The organism is Synechococcus sp. MU1625 (assembly GCF_020514205.1).
Lineage (GTDB): Bacteria > Cyanobacteriota > Cyanobacteriia > PCC-6307 > Cyanobiaceae > Parasynechococcus.
This window is the reverse complement of sequence record NZ_VTLA01000001.1, coordinates 740728-757544: the sequence shown is the minus strand read 5'-3', so window position 1 is coordinate 757544 and position 16817 is coordinate 740728. Positions and strand designations below refer to the sequence as shown.

At 60.1% G+C, this 16817-nt stretch carries 18 protein-coding genes; 10 read left to right on the top strand and 8 right to left on the bottom strand.

The annotated features are described in order from the left end of the window. Nucleotides 1-8 precede the first annotated feature (8 nt). The 3 genes from FZX13_RS04445 to FZX13_RS04435 all read left to right on the top strand — a co-directional run bounded on the left by FZX13_RS04445 (nt 9) and on the right by FZX13_RS04435 (nt 2485). Complete coding sequence (locus tag FZX13_RS04445; RefSeq protein ID WP_226407662.1) at nt 9-371, top strand: phosphomannose isomerase type II C-terminal cupin domain; 363 nt, start codon at nt 9-11, stop codon at nt 369-371. Nucleotides 372-455: 84 nt separating this feature from the next. Continuing rightward, on the top strand, nt 456-2237 hold the full coding sequence (locus FZX13_RS04440) for a DEAD/DEAH box helicase (RefSeq protein ID WP_115093025.1): 1782 nt from the start codon (nt 456-458) through the stop codon (nt 2235-2237). Further along, a complete protein-coding gene (locus tag FZX13_RS04435; RefSeq protein ID WP_226407660.1) occupies nt 2237-2485 on the top strand; it encodes a hypothetical protein in 249 nt (82 codons plus the stop codon). Before FZX13_RS04440 ends, FZX13_RS04435 begins: the two co-directional genes overlap by 1 nt. A 20-nt stretch (nt 2486-2505) precedes the next feature. Here the strand turns inward: FZX13_RS04435 and FZX13_RS04430 are convergent, their stop codons facing one another. Continuing rightward, entirely contained in the window at nt 2506-2700 is a 195-nt protein-coding gene (locus FZX13_RS04430) for a hypothetical protein (protein WP_226398089.1), read from the bottom strand. 197 nt (nt 2701-2897) lie between these two features. On the opposite strand from FZX13_RS04430, the gene FZX13_RS04425 reads away from it, so the two are divergent. After that, nucleotides 2898-3191, top strand: coding sequence for an RNA-binding protein (locus tag FZX13_RS04425; RefSeq protein ID WP_226407658.1), 294 nt, complete (start codon nt 2898-2900; stop codon nt 3189-3191). A gap of 3 nt (nt 3192-3194) precedes the next feature. Here the strand turns inward: FZX13_RS04425 and FZX13_RS04420 are convergent, their stop codons facing one another. Beyond that, a complete protein-coding gene (locus tag FZX13_RS04420) occupies nt 3195-3389 on the bottom strand; it encodes a hypothetical protein (RefSeq protein ID WP_226398087.1) in 195 nt (64 codons plus the stop codon). A 102-nt stretch (nt 3390-3491) separates the two neighbouring features. Here FZX13_RS04420 and FZX13_RS04415 point away from each other — a divergent pair, with 102 nt between their 5' ends. From FZX13_RS04415 to FZX13_RS04405, 3 genes are all read left to right on the top strand, one after another. Beyond that, nucleotides 3492-5249 carry an ABC transporter ATP-binding protein gene (locus FZX13_RS04415; RefSeq protein WP_226407656.1) on the top strand — a complete coding sequence of 586 codons (1758 nt, stop codon included), beginning with the start codon at nt 3492-3494 and terminating at the stop codon, nt 5247-5249. A gap of 62 nt (nt 5250-5311) precedes the next feature. After that, on the top strand, nt 5312-7411 hold the full coding sequence (locus FZX13_RS04410) for a cation:proton antiporter (RefSeq protein WP_226408249.1): 2100 nt from the start codon (nt 5312-5314) through the stop codon (nt 7409-7411). Nucleotides 7412-7480: 69 nt separating this feature from the next. Then, nucleotides 7481-8428, top strand: a complete 948-nt coding sequence (locus FZX13_RS04405) for an LCP family protein (protein WP_226407654.1) — start codon at nt 7481-7483, stop codon at nt 8426-8428. On the opposite strand, the gene psbP is transcribed toward FZX13_RS04405, so the two are convergent. Further along, nucleotides 8429-8983, bottom strand: a complete 555-nt coding sequence (gene psbP, locus FZX13_RS04400; RefSeq protein WP_226407652.1) for a photosystem II reaction center PsbP — start codon at nt 8981-8983, stop codon at nt 8429-8431. A gap of 109 nt (nt 8984-9092) precedes the next feature. On the opposite strand from psbP, the gene FZX13_RS04395 reads away from it, so the two are divergent. Beyond that, entirely contained in the window at nt 9093-9572 is a 480-nt protein-coding gene (locus tag FZX13_RS04395) for a nucleoside deaminase (protein WP_226407650.1), read from the top strand. A gap of 3 nt (nt 9573-9575) precedes the next feature. Here FZX13_RS04395 and FZX13_RS04390 read toward each other — a convergent pair whose 3' ends face one another. Then, entirely contained in the window at nt 9576-10226 is a 651-nt protein-coding gene (locus FZX13_RS04390; RefSeq protein ID WP_226407648.1) for a hypothetical protein, read from the bottom strand. A gap of 100 nt (nt 10227-10326) precedes the next feature. On the opposite strand from FZX13_RS04390, the gene recR reads away from it, so the two are divergent. Further along, entirely contained in the window at nt 10327-10905 is a 579-nt protein-coding gene (gene recR, locus FZX13_RS04385) for a recombination mediator RecR (protein ID WP_226398153.1), read from the top strand. Between the two features lie 61 nt (nt 10906-10966). After that, nucleotides 10967-11866, top strand: coding sequence for a lipoyl synthase (lipA, locus tag FZX13_RS04380; RefSeq protein ID WP_226407646.1), 900 nt, complete (start codon nt 10967-10969; stop codon nt 11864-11866). Here the strand turns inward: lipA and FZX13_RS04375 are convergent. The 4 genes from FZX13_RS04375 to FZX13_RS04360 form a co-directional block, all read right to left on the bottom strand. Beyond that, nucleotides 11851-12348, bottom strand: a complete 498-nt coding sequence (locus FZX13_RS04375; RefSeq protein ID WP_226398152.1) for a hypothetical protein — start codon at nt 12346-12348, stop codon at nt 11851-11853. The two genes, lipA and FZX13_RS04375, sit on opposite strands and share 16 nt — an antisense overlap. A gap of 34 nt (nt 12349-12382) precedes the next feature. Next, nucleotides 12383-13354, bottom strand: coding sequence for a DUF952 domain-containing protein (locus FZX13_RS04370; RefSeq protein WP_226407645.1), 972 nt, complete (start codon nt 13352-13354; stop codon nt 12383-12385). 48 nt (nt 13355-13402) lie between these two features. Further along, nucleotides 13403-14356, bottom strand: coding sequence for a rhodanese-related sulfurtransferase (locus tag FZX13_RS04365; RefSeq protein WP_226407643.1), 954 nt, complete (start codon nt 14354-14356; stop codon nt 13403-13405). 1278 nt (nt 14357-15634) lie between these two features. Then, entirely contained in the window at nt 15635-16060 is a 426-nt protein-coding gene (locus FZX13_RS04360) for a cupin domain-containing protein (protein ID WP_226407641.1), read from the bottom strand. Nucleotides 16061-16817: the final 757 nt, after the last annotated feature.

The following is a 16817-nucleotide window of genomic DNA, read 5'->3' as shown; positions in this document are numbered from 1 at the left end:
GTGAACTGATGCGTGTTGAGCGTCCCTGGGGCTGGTACGAAACGTTGGTCCAGGGGGAGAACTATTTGGTTAAACGCTTGCTTGTACGGGCCGGGCAGCAGTTGTCTCTGCAGCGGCATCATCACCGCAGCGAAAGTTGGACCGTGGTGTCTGGTTCAGGTGCTCTGCTCTGCGGTGATCACTCGCAACCGGCCAGCACTGGCGTCATGCTCTCCATCCCTTGCGGCGCCGTGCATCGCGCCCGTGCAGACGACACTGATTTGCTGATTCTCGAGGTTCAGCATGGTGAGGATCTGCGGGAAGACGACATCGAACGCCTGCAGGATGATTACGGCCGGGTGATAAATTTAACTTCAACCTTTGAAGCGTAGGCAACACAACCAGAGCGCAACTGTTTCGGTTGCAGGGAGGTTGTGAGCCTGATTTCAGAGATCAATCAGGCGAAGCCACCTTCTATGACTGAACAGCAGCAGCAGCGCGACGATTCCGCCTGCGCAGTCGATCTTTCTGCATCGGCTCTTCCGGAATCTGAACCGAATGCTGAGGTGTTCACCACCACCATCACGCCGTCTGAACCGGAGTCCGGTTTTGCTGGTTTTGGCTTTAGCGAAGCCATGATGCGCACCTTGGCTGATAAGGGATACAGCGAACCGTCCCCAATTCAGAAGGCGGCATTCCCCGAGCTGATGCTTGGCCGTGATCTGGTGGGTCAGGCCCAGACCGGCACCGGCAAAACAGCAGCGTTTGCGTTGCCGTTGCTTGAGCGTCTGGAGAGCGGCCAGAAAACCCCCCAGGCCCTGGTGCTTGCCCCCACCCGGGAGCTGGCGATGCAGGTGGCCGATTCCTTCAAGGCCTATTCCGCCGGCCATCCCCACCTGAAGGTGCTTGCGGTCTACGGCGGCACGGATTTCCGCTCTCAGATCAGTGCCCTCAGGCGCGGGGTTGATGTGGTGGTGGGCACCCCTGGACGGGTGATGGATCACATGCGGCAGGGCACGCTCGATACCAGTGGGCTGCGAAGCCTTGTGCTTGATGAAGCGGACGAAATGCTCCGCATGGGCTTCATCGACGATGTGGAGTGGATCCTTGGCCAGTTGCCTGAGCAGCGGCAGGTGGTGCTGTTCTCGGCGACGATGCCGCCGGAGATCCGTCGCCTGTCCAAGCGTTATCTCAAGGACCCTGCTGAGGTCACGATCCGCACCAAGGATCAGGAAGGCAAGCGAATCCGCCAGCGTTCGATCACGGTGCCGATGCCGCACAAGCTCGAGGCCCTGCAACGGGTTCTGGATGCCTGTGGTGGTGAGGGTGTAATCATCTTCGCCAGAACCAAAGCGATCACCCTGACGGTGGCCGAAACCCTCGAAGCAGGCGGCCATCAGGTGGCGGTTCTCAACGGCGACGTTCCGCAGAACCAGCGGGAACGCACGGTGGAGCGGCTTCGCAGTGGATCGGTCGACATCCTTGTGGCCACCGACGTTGCGGCCCGCGGTCTCGATGTTGAGCGCATCGGTTTGGTGATCAACTACGACATGCCGTTCGATAGCGAGGCCTATGTGCACCGCATCGGCCGGACGGGCCGGGCCGGTCGGACCGGTGAAGCCGTTCTGTTTGTGACCCCACGGGAACGACGCTTCATTCGCAACCTCGAGCGGGCTACCGGTCAGCCGATCGAAGCGATCGAAGTACCCGGCAACACGGCGATCAACCAGGGACGTCTTGACCGTCTGCGCAAGCGCTTGAGTGATGCGGCTCAGTCGGAACGATCCGATGCCGACGAAGCGGCCCTGCTTCAGGAGTTGATGCAGCGGGTGGCAACTGAGCTGGAATTGAGCCCTGAGCAACTGGCCATGGCGGCTCTCAATTTGGCGATCGGTCCTGATCCGCTTCTGCGTAAAGGGGACGATGACTGGATTCAGAACACCCGTCGCAACGACCGTGACCGCGATCGGAATGGGGGAGAACGCCGAGAGCGGCGCGACCGACCGGCGCGGGCTCCCGAGGAGAACATGCAGCGTTACCGGGTTGAGGTGGGCCACCGCGATCGGGTGAAGCCGGGCAACTTGGTAGGAGCTATTGCTGGCGAGACCGGTCTGCAGGGACGGATGATCGGTCGCATTCAGATCTTTGATAACCACAGCCTGGTGGACCTGCCTAAGGGCATGCCCGAGGATGTGTTCAACAATCTGCGTCGCTTGCGGGTGATGAACCGCGAACTGCAGATCACTCAGGCCTCCTGATGCGCAAGCTTCTGGCTGTTGCCCTGGTCTTGGCCCCTGTTTCGGTAGTGGCTTCGGACAACAGCCTGATCACCCAGTTCTGCAGAGCGGCCGTCAAGGCCGAGTTGCAGAGCGCTGGGAAGGTTCCTCCTGAAGGCATGGTGGAAGACACCTGCCGCTGTTTCCTGGCGGAGGTGCAGAACGGGGCTGGAATCACGGGGGCCCAAGCCTCCTGCAAGGCCAAGGCGGCTGAGGCCTACGCCTTCTGATCCCAGGGGCTCGATTTGGGTTAGAGATTGCACACCTGAACGGTGACTTCAGGCTGAAGCAGGGCCAGCTTCTCCACGACCTGAATCAGCTCGATTTGCTCAGTTGGTGTGGACTGAGGAATCAGGCTGTTGAGCAGCACAAGCTTGTCACCAGGATCCAGTTCCCCGTCAGTGGTCCAGCACAGGGCTTGGCAGTAAAGGCTGTCGAATGTCATCTCACTTCTCTGTCAGGGTCTTCTGACAATGGTGTGGAACGGCGAATCACGGGCAGGTCTTCGGAATTGCTTCTTTTTTTTGTGTTGTTTCATACGACTGCCCTGTAACGTCATCGGGTTCACGTTTGAGCACTGGCACTTTCCGAGCTTTCGGAACCGGCTCAAGCGATCGATCAAGTCCAACGGTTCCACGGTCCATGACCATCTACATCGGCAATCTTTCGTTCCAGGCGGAGCAAGAGCACCTCGTTGATCTCTTCACTGAGTACGGCGAGGTCAAAAACTGCAGCCTTCCCTTGGATCGGGAGACAGGTCGCAAACGCGGTTTCGCCTTCGTCGAGATGGCCAACGATGCCGATGAACAGAAAGCCATCGACGACCTCCAGGACGTCGAGTGGATGGGCCGCATGATTCGCGTGAGTAAAGCCACCCCCCGGGAGCGTTCCGGCGGCCCCCGTGGCGGTAGCGGCGGCGGCGGTTACCGCGGCTGAGGCTTAAGCCTCGGCGTCCAACAGGTCCAACTCCATTTCACGTTGGCTCAGTTGATGCAGACGATCCGCGCTGCCGTCGACTGGGCCTGGTTGGTTGTCTTGGTGATTCTGGAGCTGCGGCAACACAGCCCGCAGTCCACGGCGTTTTTGCCGTGCCAAGTAACGGTGAAAGCGGTTGAACGACCTTGATCGGCTCATGGCACCTCCTTCGGTTGTTCTTCCGTTGTAGTGCGTCTTCAGAGGGAGAAAACCCTGTTGGAACCAACCCTCAGCAAAGCTTCAGCAAGCCGCTCACCGTTGATGCGGTTGCTGCGTCACCTCGCCCCGCAGCGTCGTTTGGTGCTCGCTGCAGTGAGCTGCTCTCTGCTCAACAAGCTGTTCGATCTGGCGCCACCAGCCTTGATCGGTCTTGCCCTGGATGTGGTGTTGCGTGGTGAGCAATCTGTGTTGGCGGACTTTGGTCTGAAGACGGCGGGACAGCAACTGTGGATGCTGGCCCTGCTCACCTTTGTGATCTGGGCGGCGGAGTCGCTGTTCGAGTACCTCTACGACGTGCTCTGGCGCAACCTGGCGCAGACCACACAACACAGCCTGCGGCTCGAGGCCTACGACCATCTACAGAAGCTGGAGCTGGCCTTTTTCGAGCAGGACAGCACCGGTCGTCTGATGTCGGTGCTCAATGACGACATCAATCAGCTCGAACGCTTTCTGGATCGAGGTGCCAATCAGATCCTGCAGTTGATCACCACCGTTCTGGTGGTAGGCATTGGCATGGCGATGGTGGCGCCGGAGGTGGCCCTGTTCGCCTATTTGCCGATCCCGGTGATTCTCTGGGGATCACTTCATTTTCAGCGCCAGCTGGCGCCGCGTTATCGGGAAGTGCGGGCAAGGGCTGGTGATCTCGCCTCCCGGCTCGCCAACAACTTGGGGGGGATGCTCACGATCAAGAGCTTCACTGCAGAGACTCTCGAACTGGAGCGCCTGCGCGCTGAAAGCCTGGCCTACCGCCAGAGCAACGCCCGTGCGATCCGACTCTCGGCAGCCTTCATTCCCTTGATCCGCTTCGCGATCCTGTTCGCCTTCTTGGCGATTCTGTTGATCGGTGGCTTCAAGGCCTTGGCCGGTGAACTGCCGGTCGCCACCTACAGCGTTCTGGTGTTCATTACCCAGAGGCTTTTGTGGCCGTTGACCGCCATTGGCCGAACCCTGGATGAATACCAGCGCTCGATGGCATCCACGCAGCGGGTGCTTGATCTGATCGATACGCCGGTGATGATTCAGGGAGGGATGGTCCCTGTGGATCCGCAGCGGCTGCGGGGTGAGATTCGCTTTGAAGCGGTTGATTTCGCCTATTCAGGGCGTTCAGCGCTGTTGCAGGGCTTTGATCTAACAGTTCCAGCAGGCTCGACCCTGGGCATCGTCGGGGCCACAGGTTCCGGCAAGAGCACGGTGGTGAAACTCTTGTTGCGTCTGTATGAGCGCGATGGCGGACGCATCTGCCTGGATGGTGTCCCCATCGACACCCTGCAGCTTCAGGACCTGCGCCGTTGCATCGCCCTGGTTAGTCAAGACGTCTACCTCTTCCATGGCACCGTTGCCGAGAACATCGCCTATGGGGTGGCGGATCCCGACCCGGTGGCGATTGAGCAGGCCGCTCGCTTAGCGGAAGCCTCCGGATTCATCGATGCCTTGCCCCAGGGCTATGACACCTTGGTTGGCGAACGGGGCCAGCGTCTATCCGGCGGGCAGCGCCAGCGCATTGCTCTGGCCCGCGCCATTCTCAAGGACGCTCCAGTGCTGGTGCTCGACGAAGCCACCGCAGCGGTGGACAACGACACCGAAGCTGCCATCCAGCGATCGTTGGCTCAGATCACTCAGCACCGCACAACCCTGGTGATTGCCCATCGGTTGAGCACAGTCCGCCATGCCGACTGGATTGTGGTGATGGATCAAGGCCGGATTGTGGAACAGGGCTGCCACGACAATCTGGTGGCCGAAGGCGGGATCTACACCAATCTCTGGCAGGTGCAGGCCGGAGAAGGGGTTATTTCTTCCTGAAGCAAGCGTTGTTGGCGGCCGGCGCGGTGACCATGCTGGGTCCGCAAGCCGGCGGTGCAGCCATGGCCATGCAGGCCTCGATCAGCCATGTCATGCATCACCCCCTCGGGGTGTTTTCGCTGTTGGTGGCCATCAGTGCGGCGGTGCCGCCGTTGATCCGGCGGCTCGGTCTGCCTGATCTGGTGGGATTGCTGGCGGCCGGCGTGGTCGTGGGGCCCCACGCTTTGAACTGGGTCGACAGCACCAGCGAAACGGTTCGGCTGCTTTCAGATCTCGGGGCGGTGTATTTGCTGTTCACGATGGGTCTGGAAATTGACCTGGAGGAGTTCAACCGGGTCAAACGCCGATCTTTCATTTATGGCCTGCTGATCCTGTTGATCGGTGTGGGAACGGGCGTGTCGATCGGTCTCTTGGCTGGTTTTGCTTCGGTGTCGTGCCTGTTGCTCGGTGCCTTGATGGCCACCCACACCCCGCTTGGCTATCCGATCGTGCGCAGCTACGGCGCCCAGAAGGATGAGTCGGTGGTGGTGAGTGTGGGCAGCACAATCTTCACCGACATCGTGGCCCTGCTGCTGTTGGCGGTGGGTCTTGGTCTGGGTCAGGGAAGCCTCAGCGGCATGGGCCTCAGCCTGTTGCTTCTCAAAATCGGCATCTTTGCCTTGGTTGTGGTGCTGGGCATCCGCTGGCTGGGCCGCCGCCTGGTGCTGCGCGGCATCAGCGATGAAAACAGGATGGTGCTCGCCGTTTTGGTGGCCTTGTTCCTGGCTTCCCTGGGCGCTGAGCTGGCTGGCGTTGAGAAGATTGTCGGCGCCTTCTTGGCCGGCCTGGCGGTGAATTCCGTCTTGCCCGAAGGCCGGGTCAAGGAACAGGTGATCTTCGTGGGTGGGGTGCTGTTCATCCCGATCTTCTTCATTGATCTGGGATTGCTGTTGGATCTGGGCAGCCTGGGGCAGAGCCTGAGCAATTTTCAGTTCACCGCGTTGATGCTGGTGGGTGCGATCGGCGGCAAGGGGCTGGCGTCGTGGCTCAGCGGACGGCTGTTCGGCTATCGCCGCGCCCAGATTTTGATGATGTGGTCGTTGACGATGCCCAAGGTGGCGGCGACTCTGGCCACCGCATTCATCGGCTATCAGGCGGGTCTGCTCAATCAGACCGTGCTGAACAGCGTGCTGGCGGTGATGGTGGTGACGGCCACCCTGGGGCCGATCCTTACCGAGCAGTCGGTGACCCGGCTCAAGGATCCCAGTCCGGATGCGGTGCCGGTCAGCTTCGGGGAGGAGGCGGCAGTTCTTGATGGCGTCAACGAGGTTGTTCAGCGCCCCTTGCGGATCGTGGTGCCCGTGGCCAACCCCAGCACCGAGAAGGGGCTGTTGAGCATGGCGGCTCGCTTGGTGCGGGGCTCGTCGGGGGCTGAAGGTCTGCTGCTTCCTCTGGCAATGGTGAATCCCAGCCTCGAGGAGATGCGCGGCGGCTTGAACCGGGCGGTTGCAGCGGCTCGCGGCCGGCTCAGCACGGCTGAGGCCATCGGCGCTCAGTTGGCCGTCCCCACCCGCAGTCTGCTGCGGTTGGATGAGGATATTGCTGGTGGCATGAGCCGCACGGCGCTTGAACAGGCTGCAGACCTGTTGTTGATCGGTGCTGCTCGTACGGATCAGCTGCGGGCTTGGCTGATGGGCGACATTGTTGATGGGGTCTGCCGCACAGCGCACTGTCCGGTGGTGGTGGTGAACTTTGGCCGCGACTCCGACAGCGGTCTGGGCCGGATCCTTGTTCCGATCAAAGACCTCTCCGCCAGTGCTCGCGAGCAATTCGAACTGGCGCTGCGGGTGATCAATTCAGCCCCGGAGGAACAGCGCCTCCGGATCACCCTGCTGCATGTGCACGACCCTCGCTTCAGCGGGCAGGACCGTCAGTGGATGGAGCAGCAGCTGATTCGCTGGCGACCACCGGGGATTCCGTCGGAGCGGTTCCACATCGTGATCGTGCGGGGACCCGGTATCGATGGGGCCATTCATCGACTCAGCCGCGAGCACGATCTGGTGATCCTGCGCACCCAGCGGCGACGGGTGGCGGGTCTGCCGATTCCTGGCAGTGATCGCACCAGCAAATTGATCCGCCAGCTTCCCTGCGCCTCGATGGTGATCAGCGACCCTCTGGTTTAAGCGGGAGGGCGTCCGACCCTCTACCGGAGACAGGATCTTCACGCCAAGATGCTGGATAGCTGGTATTCCATGGCACAAGACCCTCCTGCCAAGCCATCTTCTGAGGCCACCAGGTGGCCGGTTGTTTGTGCTGTGGTGGTGGGTCTCAGCGGCGGCCTCATGCTTTCGGTGCCGCTGAGCCGATTGATCAACACAGAACCATCCAGCACGGCAGACCAACCTTTGGCGGCAGCTCAGCCCGCGCCGCTGGCCAATCCATTCGCCGGCTGGACTGGCTTCGGTGCCAGGGAAGTGGTGGTGCTGGGGCGTGACCGCACTGGTAACAACACCGATGTGATCTTCACGGTGCGGGTGAAGGGCACCACCACGACGATTACTCAGATTCCCCGCGACAGCTACATCGATGCTGAGGGCTTTGGGGGCATAAAGCTCAATGCGCTGATGGCATACGGCGGTGTGGAGGCGGTGGAGCGGGAGTTGTCTCGACTGATGAATCGCCCGATCCGCCATCACATCGTGGTGCGCCTGGATGCGATCGAAACCCTGGCCAACCTGGTGGGAGGGATCGAGGTGGATGTTCCCAAGCGGCTGTATTACGTCGATCGCAGTCAGAACTTGGTGATCGACCTGCAGCCAGGCCCTCAGCTATTGAAGGGCAAGGATCTTGAGGGTTTTCTGCGTTGGCGCAATGACGGCCGCGGCGATTTCGGCCGGCTGGAACGGCAGCAGTTGGCCCTCAAAGGCCTATTCGAACAAATGAAACAACCGCAGAATTTGATTCGCCTGCCGGCCTTGATTGCTGCTGCGGGTCAGGCGTTGGAGACGGATCTGGGGCCGATGGAATTGGGTGGCTTAATCACAGCGATGGGTACCACCGATCTCAATGCCTCCAGCTTGAATGCGGTGCCTTTCAACGCCGATGGCATCAGCTACCTGGATACGGAGTGGCCGGCCAAGTCGAGCAGTGGTGCAGATGCCAGTGAGGCCAGCAGTCAGCGCTTCAGATTTTTGTTCTGATCAGATCAGCAGAGTCAGTGAGCGCACCACCCGGCCGCAGATTTCACCAACCTTGCTCCAACGGTCTTCGTTGACGCTTGTTGCCAAGGTGTAAAGCCGGCCGCGGTCGACCACCACGGTCGCTAGCTCATGACGGTCGCGGTCTTCCAGGTGCACCGCGTATTCCAGGTCGTAGAACGTGTGGCCATTCACCTCGCGCTCCTGCGCTTCCACCAGCTCAGCGGTGCGGCCACTGCCAGCCGTGGCGATCACTTCTCGGCGCAAGCGTTCACCTACCGCGACGGCGCTGCCGAGTTCATTGAGTTCGTTGTCTTCGCTCACCTTGTTGATTATCAGGCTCACGGTCTCATCGCTGTGGATCAGGTCGTGAAACACCACCCGCGGCCCATTGCTCACCTGAACCTCGGTCCAACCGGTGGGATACAGGAAGGCGAAACGGCCATCCGGGCTCTGGTACGACTGCAGCCCTGCCGTCGGTCCCGCTGCGCAGGCACCCAGCACAAGAGCCAGGACGCCGCAAAGAATCACGCGACTCAGAGATCGGAAGAGCTGCATTAACAGGGTGATCAATCCATTGGTCATTCTGCCGCTTTGGCCTGATAGCTGTGAGCTGCCCAAAATCGCGACCTTTGCCAGCCTTGGGTGGCTTGTTGAGGTGGACGTCATGGCATCGGATCAGGATCAAGCCTTCATGCGACAGGCGATCAAGGTGATGCGTGATGCCGGCGTTGTGAACAAAACCGGCGGCCCCTTTGGAGCAGTGATCGTCAAGGACGGTGCGGTCATCGCAGCCGCAGGCAACAGCGTGATTCAGGACAACGACCCCAGTGCCCATGCAGAGGTCAATGCCATCCGCCAGGCCTGCCGAACTCTCGATAACTGGGACCTCAGCGGCTGCGTGATGTACTCGAGTTGTGAATGCTGTCCGATGTGTTATTCCACGGCCTATTGGGCCAACATCCGTCAGGTCTTCTATGCGGCGTCCTGGAGCGATTACGACGATCTTTTCTCCGATCGGGCCATTAATGACGACATTCGCAGGCCCATGCCTGAAAAGGAGATTCGGATGCAGCAGATCCTTCAGAACGAAGCGCAGGCGGTTTGGGCCGAGTTCCGCCAGTTGCCCGATGGAGCCCGCTATTGAGCGTCAGCCCGACACCTGCTGACTGATCGCCCAGCTCAGCCAAAGGAGAGTCGCGATCGAGAGCAGCGCCAGTTGGTTGCCGCGCCCACTGTTGCTTCCGCTGATCCAGCGGCGATAGACGCGCTGGGCCGCCGGCACCAACAGCCAACCCGTCAGCGCCACCGAACAGACGTTGCCCACAAGAATTGCGCTGGAGTAGCCCATCCCAAGCGGGTTGATCAGTCCGTTCAGGATCAGCACCGTCGGGTACAGACACAGCAGCACCAATAAGTTCACCTTCCAGATGGGTGGAGCATCGGCCTCTTGGTCCTCGGCCACCCATGCGGCATAGCCCTTCCAGTTGGTTTCGGCGGAGCAGCTGTAGCCGAGCCCGTCCATTTCCCTCAACAGCCGGCTACGTTCCCGGCTCACCATCCAGCCCACGAAACAGTCGACATCCCTCCAGTGGGTGCGGGTGATCAGGCGGTTCGGTGTGTTCGCATCGACCAAATCGGGGCCAACGGTGCCCAGGCAGCCGGTCCAATTGCGTTCGGCTGCCAGCAGCCGCTTCAGTTTCCGCAGGGCCAACGCTTGCGAATCGCTCTGCAGGGTGTGCTCCACCTGAAACGCAAACCCCGGTGCTTCTTCGCTGTGCTGAAGGGGGGTGTCAGTCATTGAGCTTCATACGCCTCGGAAGTCTGTTCCGGCAGATGATCTCCGCAACTCCTACATTCCTCGCATTGGCGGCAGACCACTGAGCGGCTTCACCAAACCGTTGGCCCGACTGATTGATCAGTTCGAGCGTCTGCCCGGCATCGGCCCGCGCACGGCTCAGCGGCTTGCGTTGCATCTTCTGAATCAGCCCGAGGAGCAGATCCACCAGTTCGCGGATGCCCTCTTAGCGGCCCGCACCCAGGTGGGCCAGTGCCAGACCTGCTTTCACCTCTCCGCGGAGCCGGAGTGTGAGATCTGCCGTAACCCGGAGCGCCGCAATGGGGTGATCTGCGTGGTGGCCGATTCACGGGATCTTCTGGCGTTGGAGCGCACCCGCGAATTTCAAGGGCGCTATCACGTGCTCGGTGGATTGATCTCGCCGATGGATGGCATTGGTCCGGAGCTTCTCCATGTGACTTCATTGGTGCAGCGGATCAGCAAGGAGGAGATCACCGAGGTGATCCTGGCCCTTACCCCAAGTGTTGAGGGGGATACCACCAGCTTGTATCTGGCACGGTTGTTGAAGCCCTTCTGTCCGGTGAGCCGGATCGCCTACGGCCTGCCGATGGGGAGTGAACTCGAATACGCCGATGAGGTCACCCTCAGCCGAGCCTTGGAGGGGCGCCGGCCGGTTGATTGATTGATGTCAGTGCCCTGATTCGTTGTTTCTTGAGCAGAATCAACACAGGCCGTCCGCCGGTATGAGCAAGTTCAGCGCCATTCCCCCTGCGGAGCGATTGCCCGAATGGCTGCGTCGGCCGATTGGTAACGCCTCGGAATTGGAGCGGGTGCAGGGGCTGGTGAAGCAAAACCGCCTGCACACCATCTGTGAGGAAGGGCGCTGCCCCAACCGTGGTGAGTGCTACGCCGCAGGGACGGCAACCTTTTTGCTGGGCGGTTCGATCTGTACGCGCAGCTGTGCTTTCTGCCAGGTGGACAAGGGGCAGGCACCGATGCCGGTGGATGTTGCAGAAGCCGAACGGGTGGCTGATGCGGTGGAAGCGATGCAGCTCCGCTATGTGGTGCTCACGGCCGTGGCTCGCGACGATCTCATCGATCACGGCGCCAGCCTGTTCACCAGCACCATGGCGGCGATCCGGGCCCGAAATCCGCTCATCGCTCTTGAAGTGCTCACCCCCGATTTCTGGGGGGGCGTAGCTGATCAGGCACTGGCGGTGACGGCCCAGCGTGATCGGCTGGCCACGGTGTTATCAGCCCAACCGGTGTGCTTCAACCACAACCTGGAGACGGTGCAGCGTCTCCAGGGCGAGGTGCGCCGGGGGGCTACCTACAGGCGGTCGCTCGGGCTCTTGGCGTCCGCCCGTGAACTGGCGCCTGAGATCCCCACCAAGAGCGGCCTGATGCTCGGCTTGGGAGAGACCCGTGATGAGGTGATTGCCACCCTCAACGATCTCCGCGCTGTGGATTGCCAGCGGCTCACCCTGGGGCAGTATCTGCGTCCTTCGCTGCAGCACATTCCGGTGGCCCGCTACTGGACGCCAGAGGAGTTTGATGAGCTTGCGGCGGTGGCCCGTGAACTGGGCTTTGCCCAGGTGCGCAGCGGCCCCCTAGTGCGCAGCAGCTATCACGCTGCTGACTGACGCCATCCCCGCAGACTGCGTGCCAGAACGGTGGAGATCTCTCCGCTCATCAGGGCCCCGGCTCCGCCCCAGACCAGCCGGAGGGGAAGATCCCAAAGCGCCGCTTCCACCTCGCGCATCGTGGCAAAACCGCGTTGGTTGAAGTAGCGGACCAGCCGTCGGTGCTGACGCTCGTCGTCACGGATGGCCAGCAACCGGGCTTTTGCACAAGGCGTGGCCTCCTGGGCCCAAGCCATGGTGGCGGCCCAGATCAGATCACCAACCCCTGGAGGCGCCGTTGGCATCACCCGCATCGTGTCGAGTTGAAGGCCCGTGGCGGCGGGGTAAGCCCACCCCTTCATTTCCCCCAGCAGCAGCAGGCTGCCGCTGGGGGCTTGCTGGGCCACCACCAGCCGCAGGCTCCACAGTCCCAGGGGACGGCCCACCTGCAATCGCAGCAGCAGGCCCCGTTCGCGGGCCTCGGCTTCCAGTTGTTCAAGCATCGACAGTGGGATGGCCGTGGTCATGGTCCTGAGGTCATGCTGATGCGGGCATGGTGACGACCGAGCGCACCGCCTCCAGTCGCAACGGACCGTAGAGGTGGGGGAACAGTTCGCCGCTGGGAATCGCATCGGCGCGCAGGGGAGCATCGACGGCAGCGGCATCAATCTCCAGCAGCAGCACGTCGCCGGCATCGGCATAAAAACGTTCAAATGTGGCGTTCACCTGCTCCTGCCAGGAGCAGTGGATGAAGCCCACTTGATCGAGTCCCATACTTCGCGTGGAGATGCGATAGCTGCCGTTGGTTTGCGCGGCTTGCCAGTCGTCCTTGAGGGCCAGATGAAACAGGGGTTGATCCAGGGGCACCGCCACGGCATCGGCGGGAAAGTGGTGCTGCTGCCCACCGGCAGTCCAGGGATCGGCCCGCTGCATCAGCCGCTCGAAGCGGGGATCCTCCAGGAAACGCTGGAGCCAGTGGCGTAACGCCTCCAGGGCGTTGTTGTTGTCGAAACCCTCAGGATCGGCGATGCGCCACTGCCGCACGAACGGCCAGATGGCTGCATCCGCCAGTGAGATGCGCTCGCCAAGCAGCCAGCCCTGCTCGGCAATCCTCTGGTTCCAGCTTTTCAGAATCTTGAGGCCGGCGTTCCGCTGCTCTTCCTTGTTGGTGCCGGGATAGCGATCGGTGTATTTGAACCGGTCCAGGTGGTGCTTGAACGGTCCGTCGTTCTGCTCGATCAGCGCTGACGTGTCGCTGGACCACAGCAGCTCCCGTGGGTCCGCCTGATTCAGGGCCCAGTCCATCACCGTACGGCTTTCTTCGATGACCTCACCGTTTGGCAACACCAGCACCGGAACGGTGCCCTTGGGGGAAGCCGCCAACATCTCAGCCGGTTTGGCCTTCAGCGCGATTTCGCGCCACTGCACCAGAAGACCGGCCTCCAGCAGGGCCCAGCGGGCGCGCATGGCGTAGGGGCAGCGGCGGAAGCTGTAGAGGATCGGCAGCACGGCATCGGAGTCGTCCTTGCAAGGATTGTCCGATGCGGTCTGAATCCCTCAAGCCTGCATCTGATCAATTTGCCGTTGCCGCATCGCAAACCGTTCCCGGTCGGCGTCGGTGTAGCGATCCACGCAATGCACACATTGCACGCCTTTGATGTAGCTCGGCAGTGCGCGTTGTTCGGCTGAAACCGGCAGGCCGCAGGCATGGCAGAGGCTGTATTCACCGGGCTCAAGGCGGTGGTTCAGGGCCACCCGCTGATCGAACACGAAGCACTCCCCCTGCCAGCGGCTCTTGGCTTCCGGCACTTGCTCCAGGTATTTGAGGATGCCGCCGCGCAGGTGGTGCACCTCCCCGAAGCCCTGTTGCTGCAGGTAGCTGCTGGCCTTTTCGCAGCGGATGCCTCCGGTGCAGAACATGGCGATGCGCTTGTTGCCGTTGTCCTCCATCAGCGGCCTCAGTGTTGTCTCCGCCCATTGCGGGAAATCGCGAAAGCTTTCGGTGCCGGGTTCGATGGCGCCGTCAAACGTGCCGATGGCTGTTTCGTAGCTGTTGCGGGTGTCGATCACCAGCGTGTCGGGATCATCCACCAGCGCATTCCAGTGTTCAGGTTCCACGTAGTTGCCGACGCTGGCGTGGGGGTCCACGCTGCTCACGCCGATGGTCACGATCTCTTTTTTGCGCCGGGCCTTGAAGCGGCGGAACACCGGCTTGTCGGCCCAGCTGCGTTTCACTTCGAGCCGCGCGTAGTGGTCGTTGCCGAGATCTAGAGACGCGCGCAAGTGGTCCAGCACGGCATTCACGCCAGGTTCTGGCCCGCTGATCGTGCCGTTCACCCCTTCCAGGGCCACCAGCACCGAGCCGAGCACATCGCCTTCGCGAGCCAGGCTTGGCAAGCTGGTCAGCAACGTCTCGCGACGCTTGTCATTCAGGGGTGTGAACGCATAAAAAGCAGCCACCAGGAGTCGGCTGTCTTTCCCAAGCACAGGCTCTTGGCGGATCGGGTCCACGGTGCTCCAGGTTTAACGTCCCTCCAGCCTGCATCAGGACGCTGGGTCCCCTTCAGGCTTTCCTGCTGATGCGCACAGAGGCAGGCCGCAGTGGACAGGCCAGGGCATGAAAGGGCTTGTGCCCCTTTTCAAAAATGAGGCTTCCCATGGGTTGAGCGTTTGCGCTGTCGATCTTCATGGCTGAGCCTCTGACCTATCCGGTGTAGCTCAACAAGGATGCCACCAACAATGAGTCTTTCTTGCAGTGTTTAGGTCAGGCTTGGTAGCAAGAGGCTCAACCGGTCTGCTTCACCCGGACGATCCTTTGGTTTGAACGGTGTTCTGGGTCAGAGACGAATCGTGGTTGCACTCCTGGCTTTGGTGACGGCGTATTTGATTTTGACCCTGGCGAGTCAGGGTCGTTCCTAGTTACTTCTGCCGATTCCACTGTGATGGTGCTTTTCGATACGGCCGCTTGAGTGACTTCAATGCCATCACGGAAAGGTGCTCCGCTTCCGTCTATGGCACTCGCTTTAATCGCTGTTGTCTTCACAGCCACAGCCATCGGAACTGTGTTTCACAACAGGTACTGATTGGCTTTGGAGATGGAACTTGTCTTTGTAGCGCTCATCATCACAGCAACCCTGATCAAGGAGCTGTCGTCCAGATCAAATGCCCCTGGCTTCGTGAAGGGGAAGCAGCGTTAGCCCAGCACTCAATAACGGCGATGGTGGTGACGCTCGCGGTCGTCTTTTACGGCATCAAGAATGACGGACAGAACAAAGAGGCCAAATAGTGATGGAAGGACGATGGGGTCAATCATGGCTCCTCGTTGAAGGGCTACCTCTGGTTTAACCCTGCTCCAGCCCAGGCTGTGTGCCAGTAGAGAGATTGTTACACGAGTTCCTGGGTGATGCGCTCTATCCCCCAGTCGGTGGAGCCAAGTGGACCCGGTAATCGCTCAGTTGAGGGAGGTGGTTTTACCTCTCTCCCCTTAGAACACCTCTAGACGAAATCGATGAATGGTTTTTGTATTGGTAGCAATCTGCATTGGCATCTATATCAATGCGCTTCGGATCATTCATACAGACGACGCATGAATTTTCATCCTTCAATGCAACATAAAAATCAATTGGCTGAACTCTGGGAAAGGTCTTGGGGATCGATGCAGGGCCATGTCACCGCACCCCAGGAGATCCATCGCAAGGTGCTGCGGATGTTGTCACCGCTGACGGAGCAGGATGCCAAATTAATGCTGAAGCAGATGGGTCAACGCTCGTTGTGAATTGGGTTGATGGCTCACTTCATGGGGATCATGTTGGGGAGGCCTTCAACGCTGGCAAAGGTCACCATCGCTTCTGCTGGTTCTGGCCCCTTGTTGGTCACGTAGTGAGGTTCATCCGGGTGGCCCTCCAGGAAGCCATTGCCAGGCCGGACCACGCTTACAACTTTTTTGCCGTCGACAAGGCGCACGTTGGTCATCGCGCCCTTCGTCACCACAACGACCACTGGTGAGGGATGGGTGTGGAGTGGAATCGTTGCTCCAACGGGGAGGCTGACCAGTACCACCCTCAGCTCCGGCGTGCCCTGCGGATAGGCCACGATCCGTTCGCCTGGTGTTCGACTCGCCCTGAACAACTCCTGAATCTTTGGCTGAGGTGCAGCTTGCACGCTGCCGGCCAGAAGCAAGATGCCGGCGGTCAAGCCAAAACGTTTGAACTGCATTGTCTTTTGATGATGCACCTTCTTACCCGATTTGGCGGCTGGTGGCTGTCGGGTCAGATTTTTGTTGTTTGAAGTTGGTGAATTATTAGTGCCTATGGTCAACCATCAGACATCTGTTTTACAGATTTCTCGTCTTCAACGGAGGTGACTTTGAAAGATTTCCCTTTTTGGTTTGGTGATGCGTTTGCCCATGCAATGGGTGCTTGGGACTGGGAGGAGAAGAAAGCGATTCCTCCTTCAATCGGATGACAACCTTATACAGGTTTTCGCGACAAGCGAGGGCATGGTTGTTGAGCCGTGTGGCTCGTGTATCTCTGGTCTTGATCATCCTGGATTGATGTAACCGTGGCCAAAAGGGTCGCCTCATGTTTGCGAGGTGATCCTTTCGCTTCCTCTTCTCGGGTTAAGTACCTATTGTTTTTATCGCCTAGAGGAGTAGACAGAAATTAGTAGCAAGGATAGCGATGATCACGATCTGCTCCGGTTTCTTCGATATCTGCATCCCCCTCGGTTTGGTCGATAAATCGCAATCCAAACAGGATTCAGAGCCTCGACAAGCAATCCAGTCGCAACACGACCTGTACTGGGAAGAGCGTTGCGATGCATCACCAACTGCACCCGGGTGCAAAATTTATGATTCCTAAACAAAAGGCGCACTCCGTGGAGCATGCAACGCTCCTTTAGAGAACGTTTTTGTGGAAGATTGATCTCGATCAATTGATGACATCGTCCGTCCTTTCAATGGAAAGGACGGACG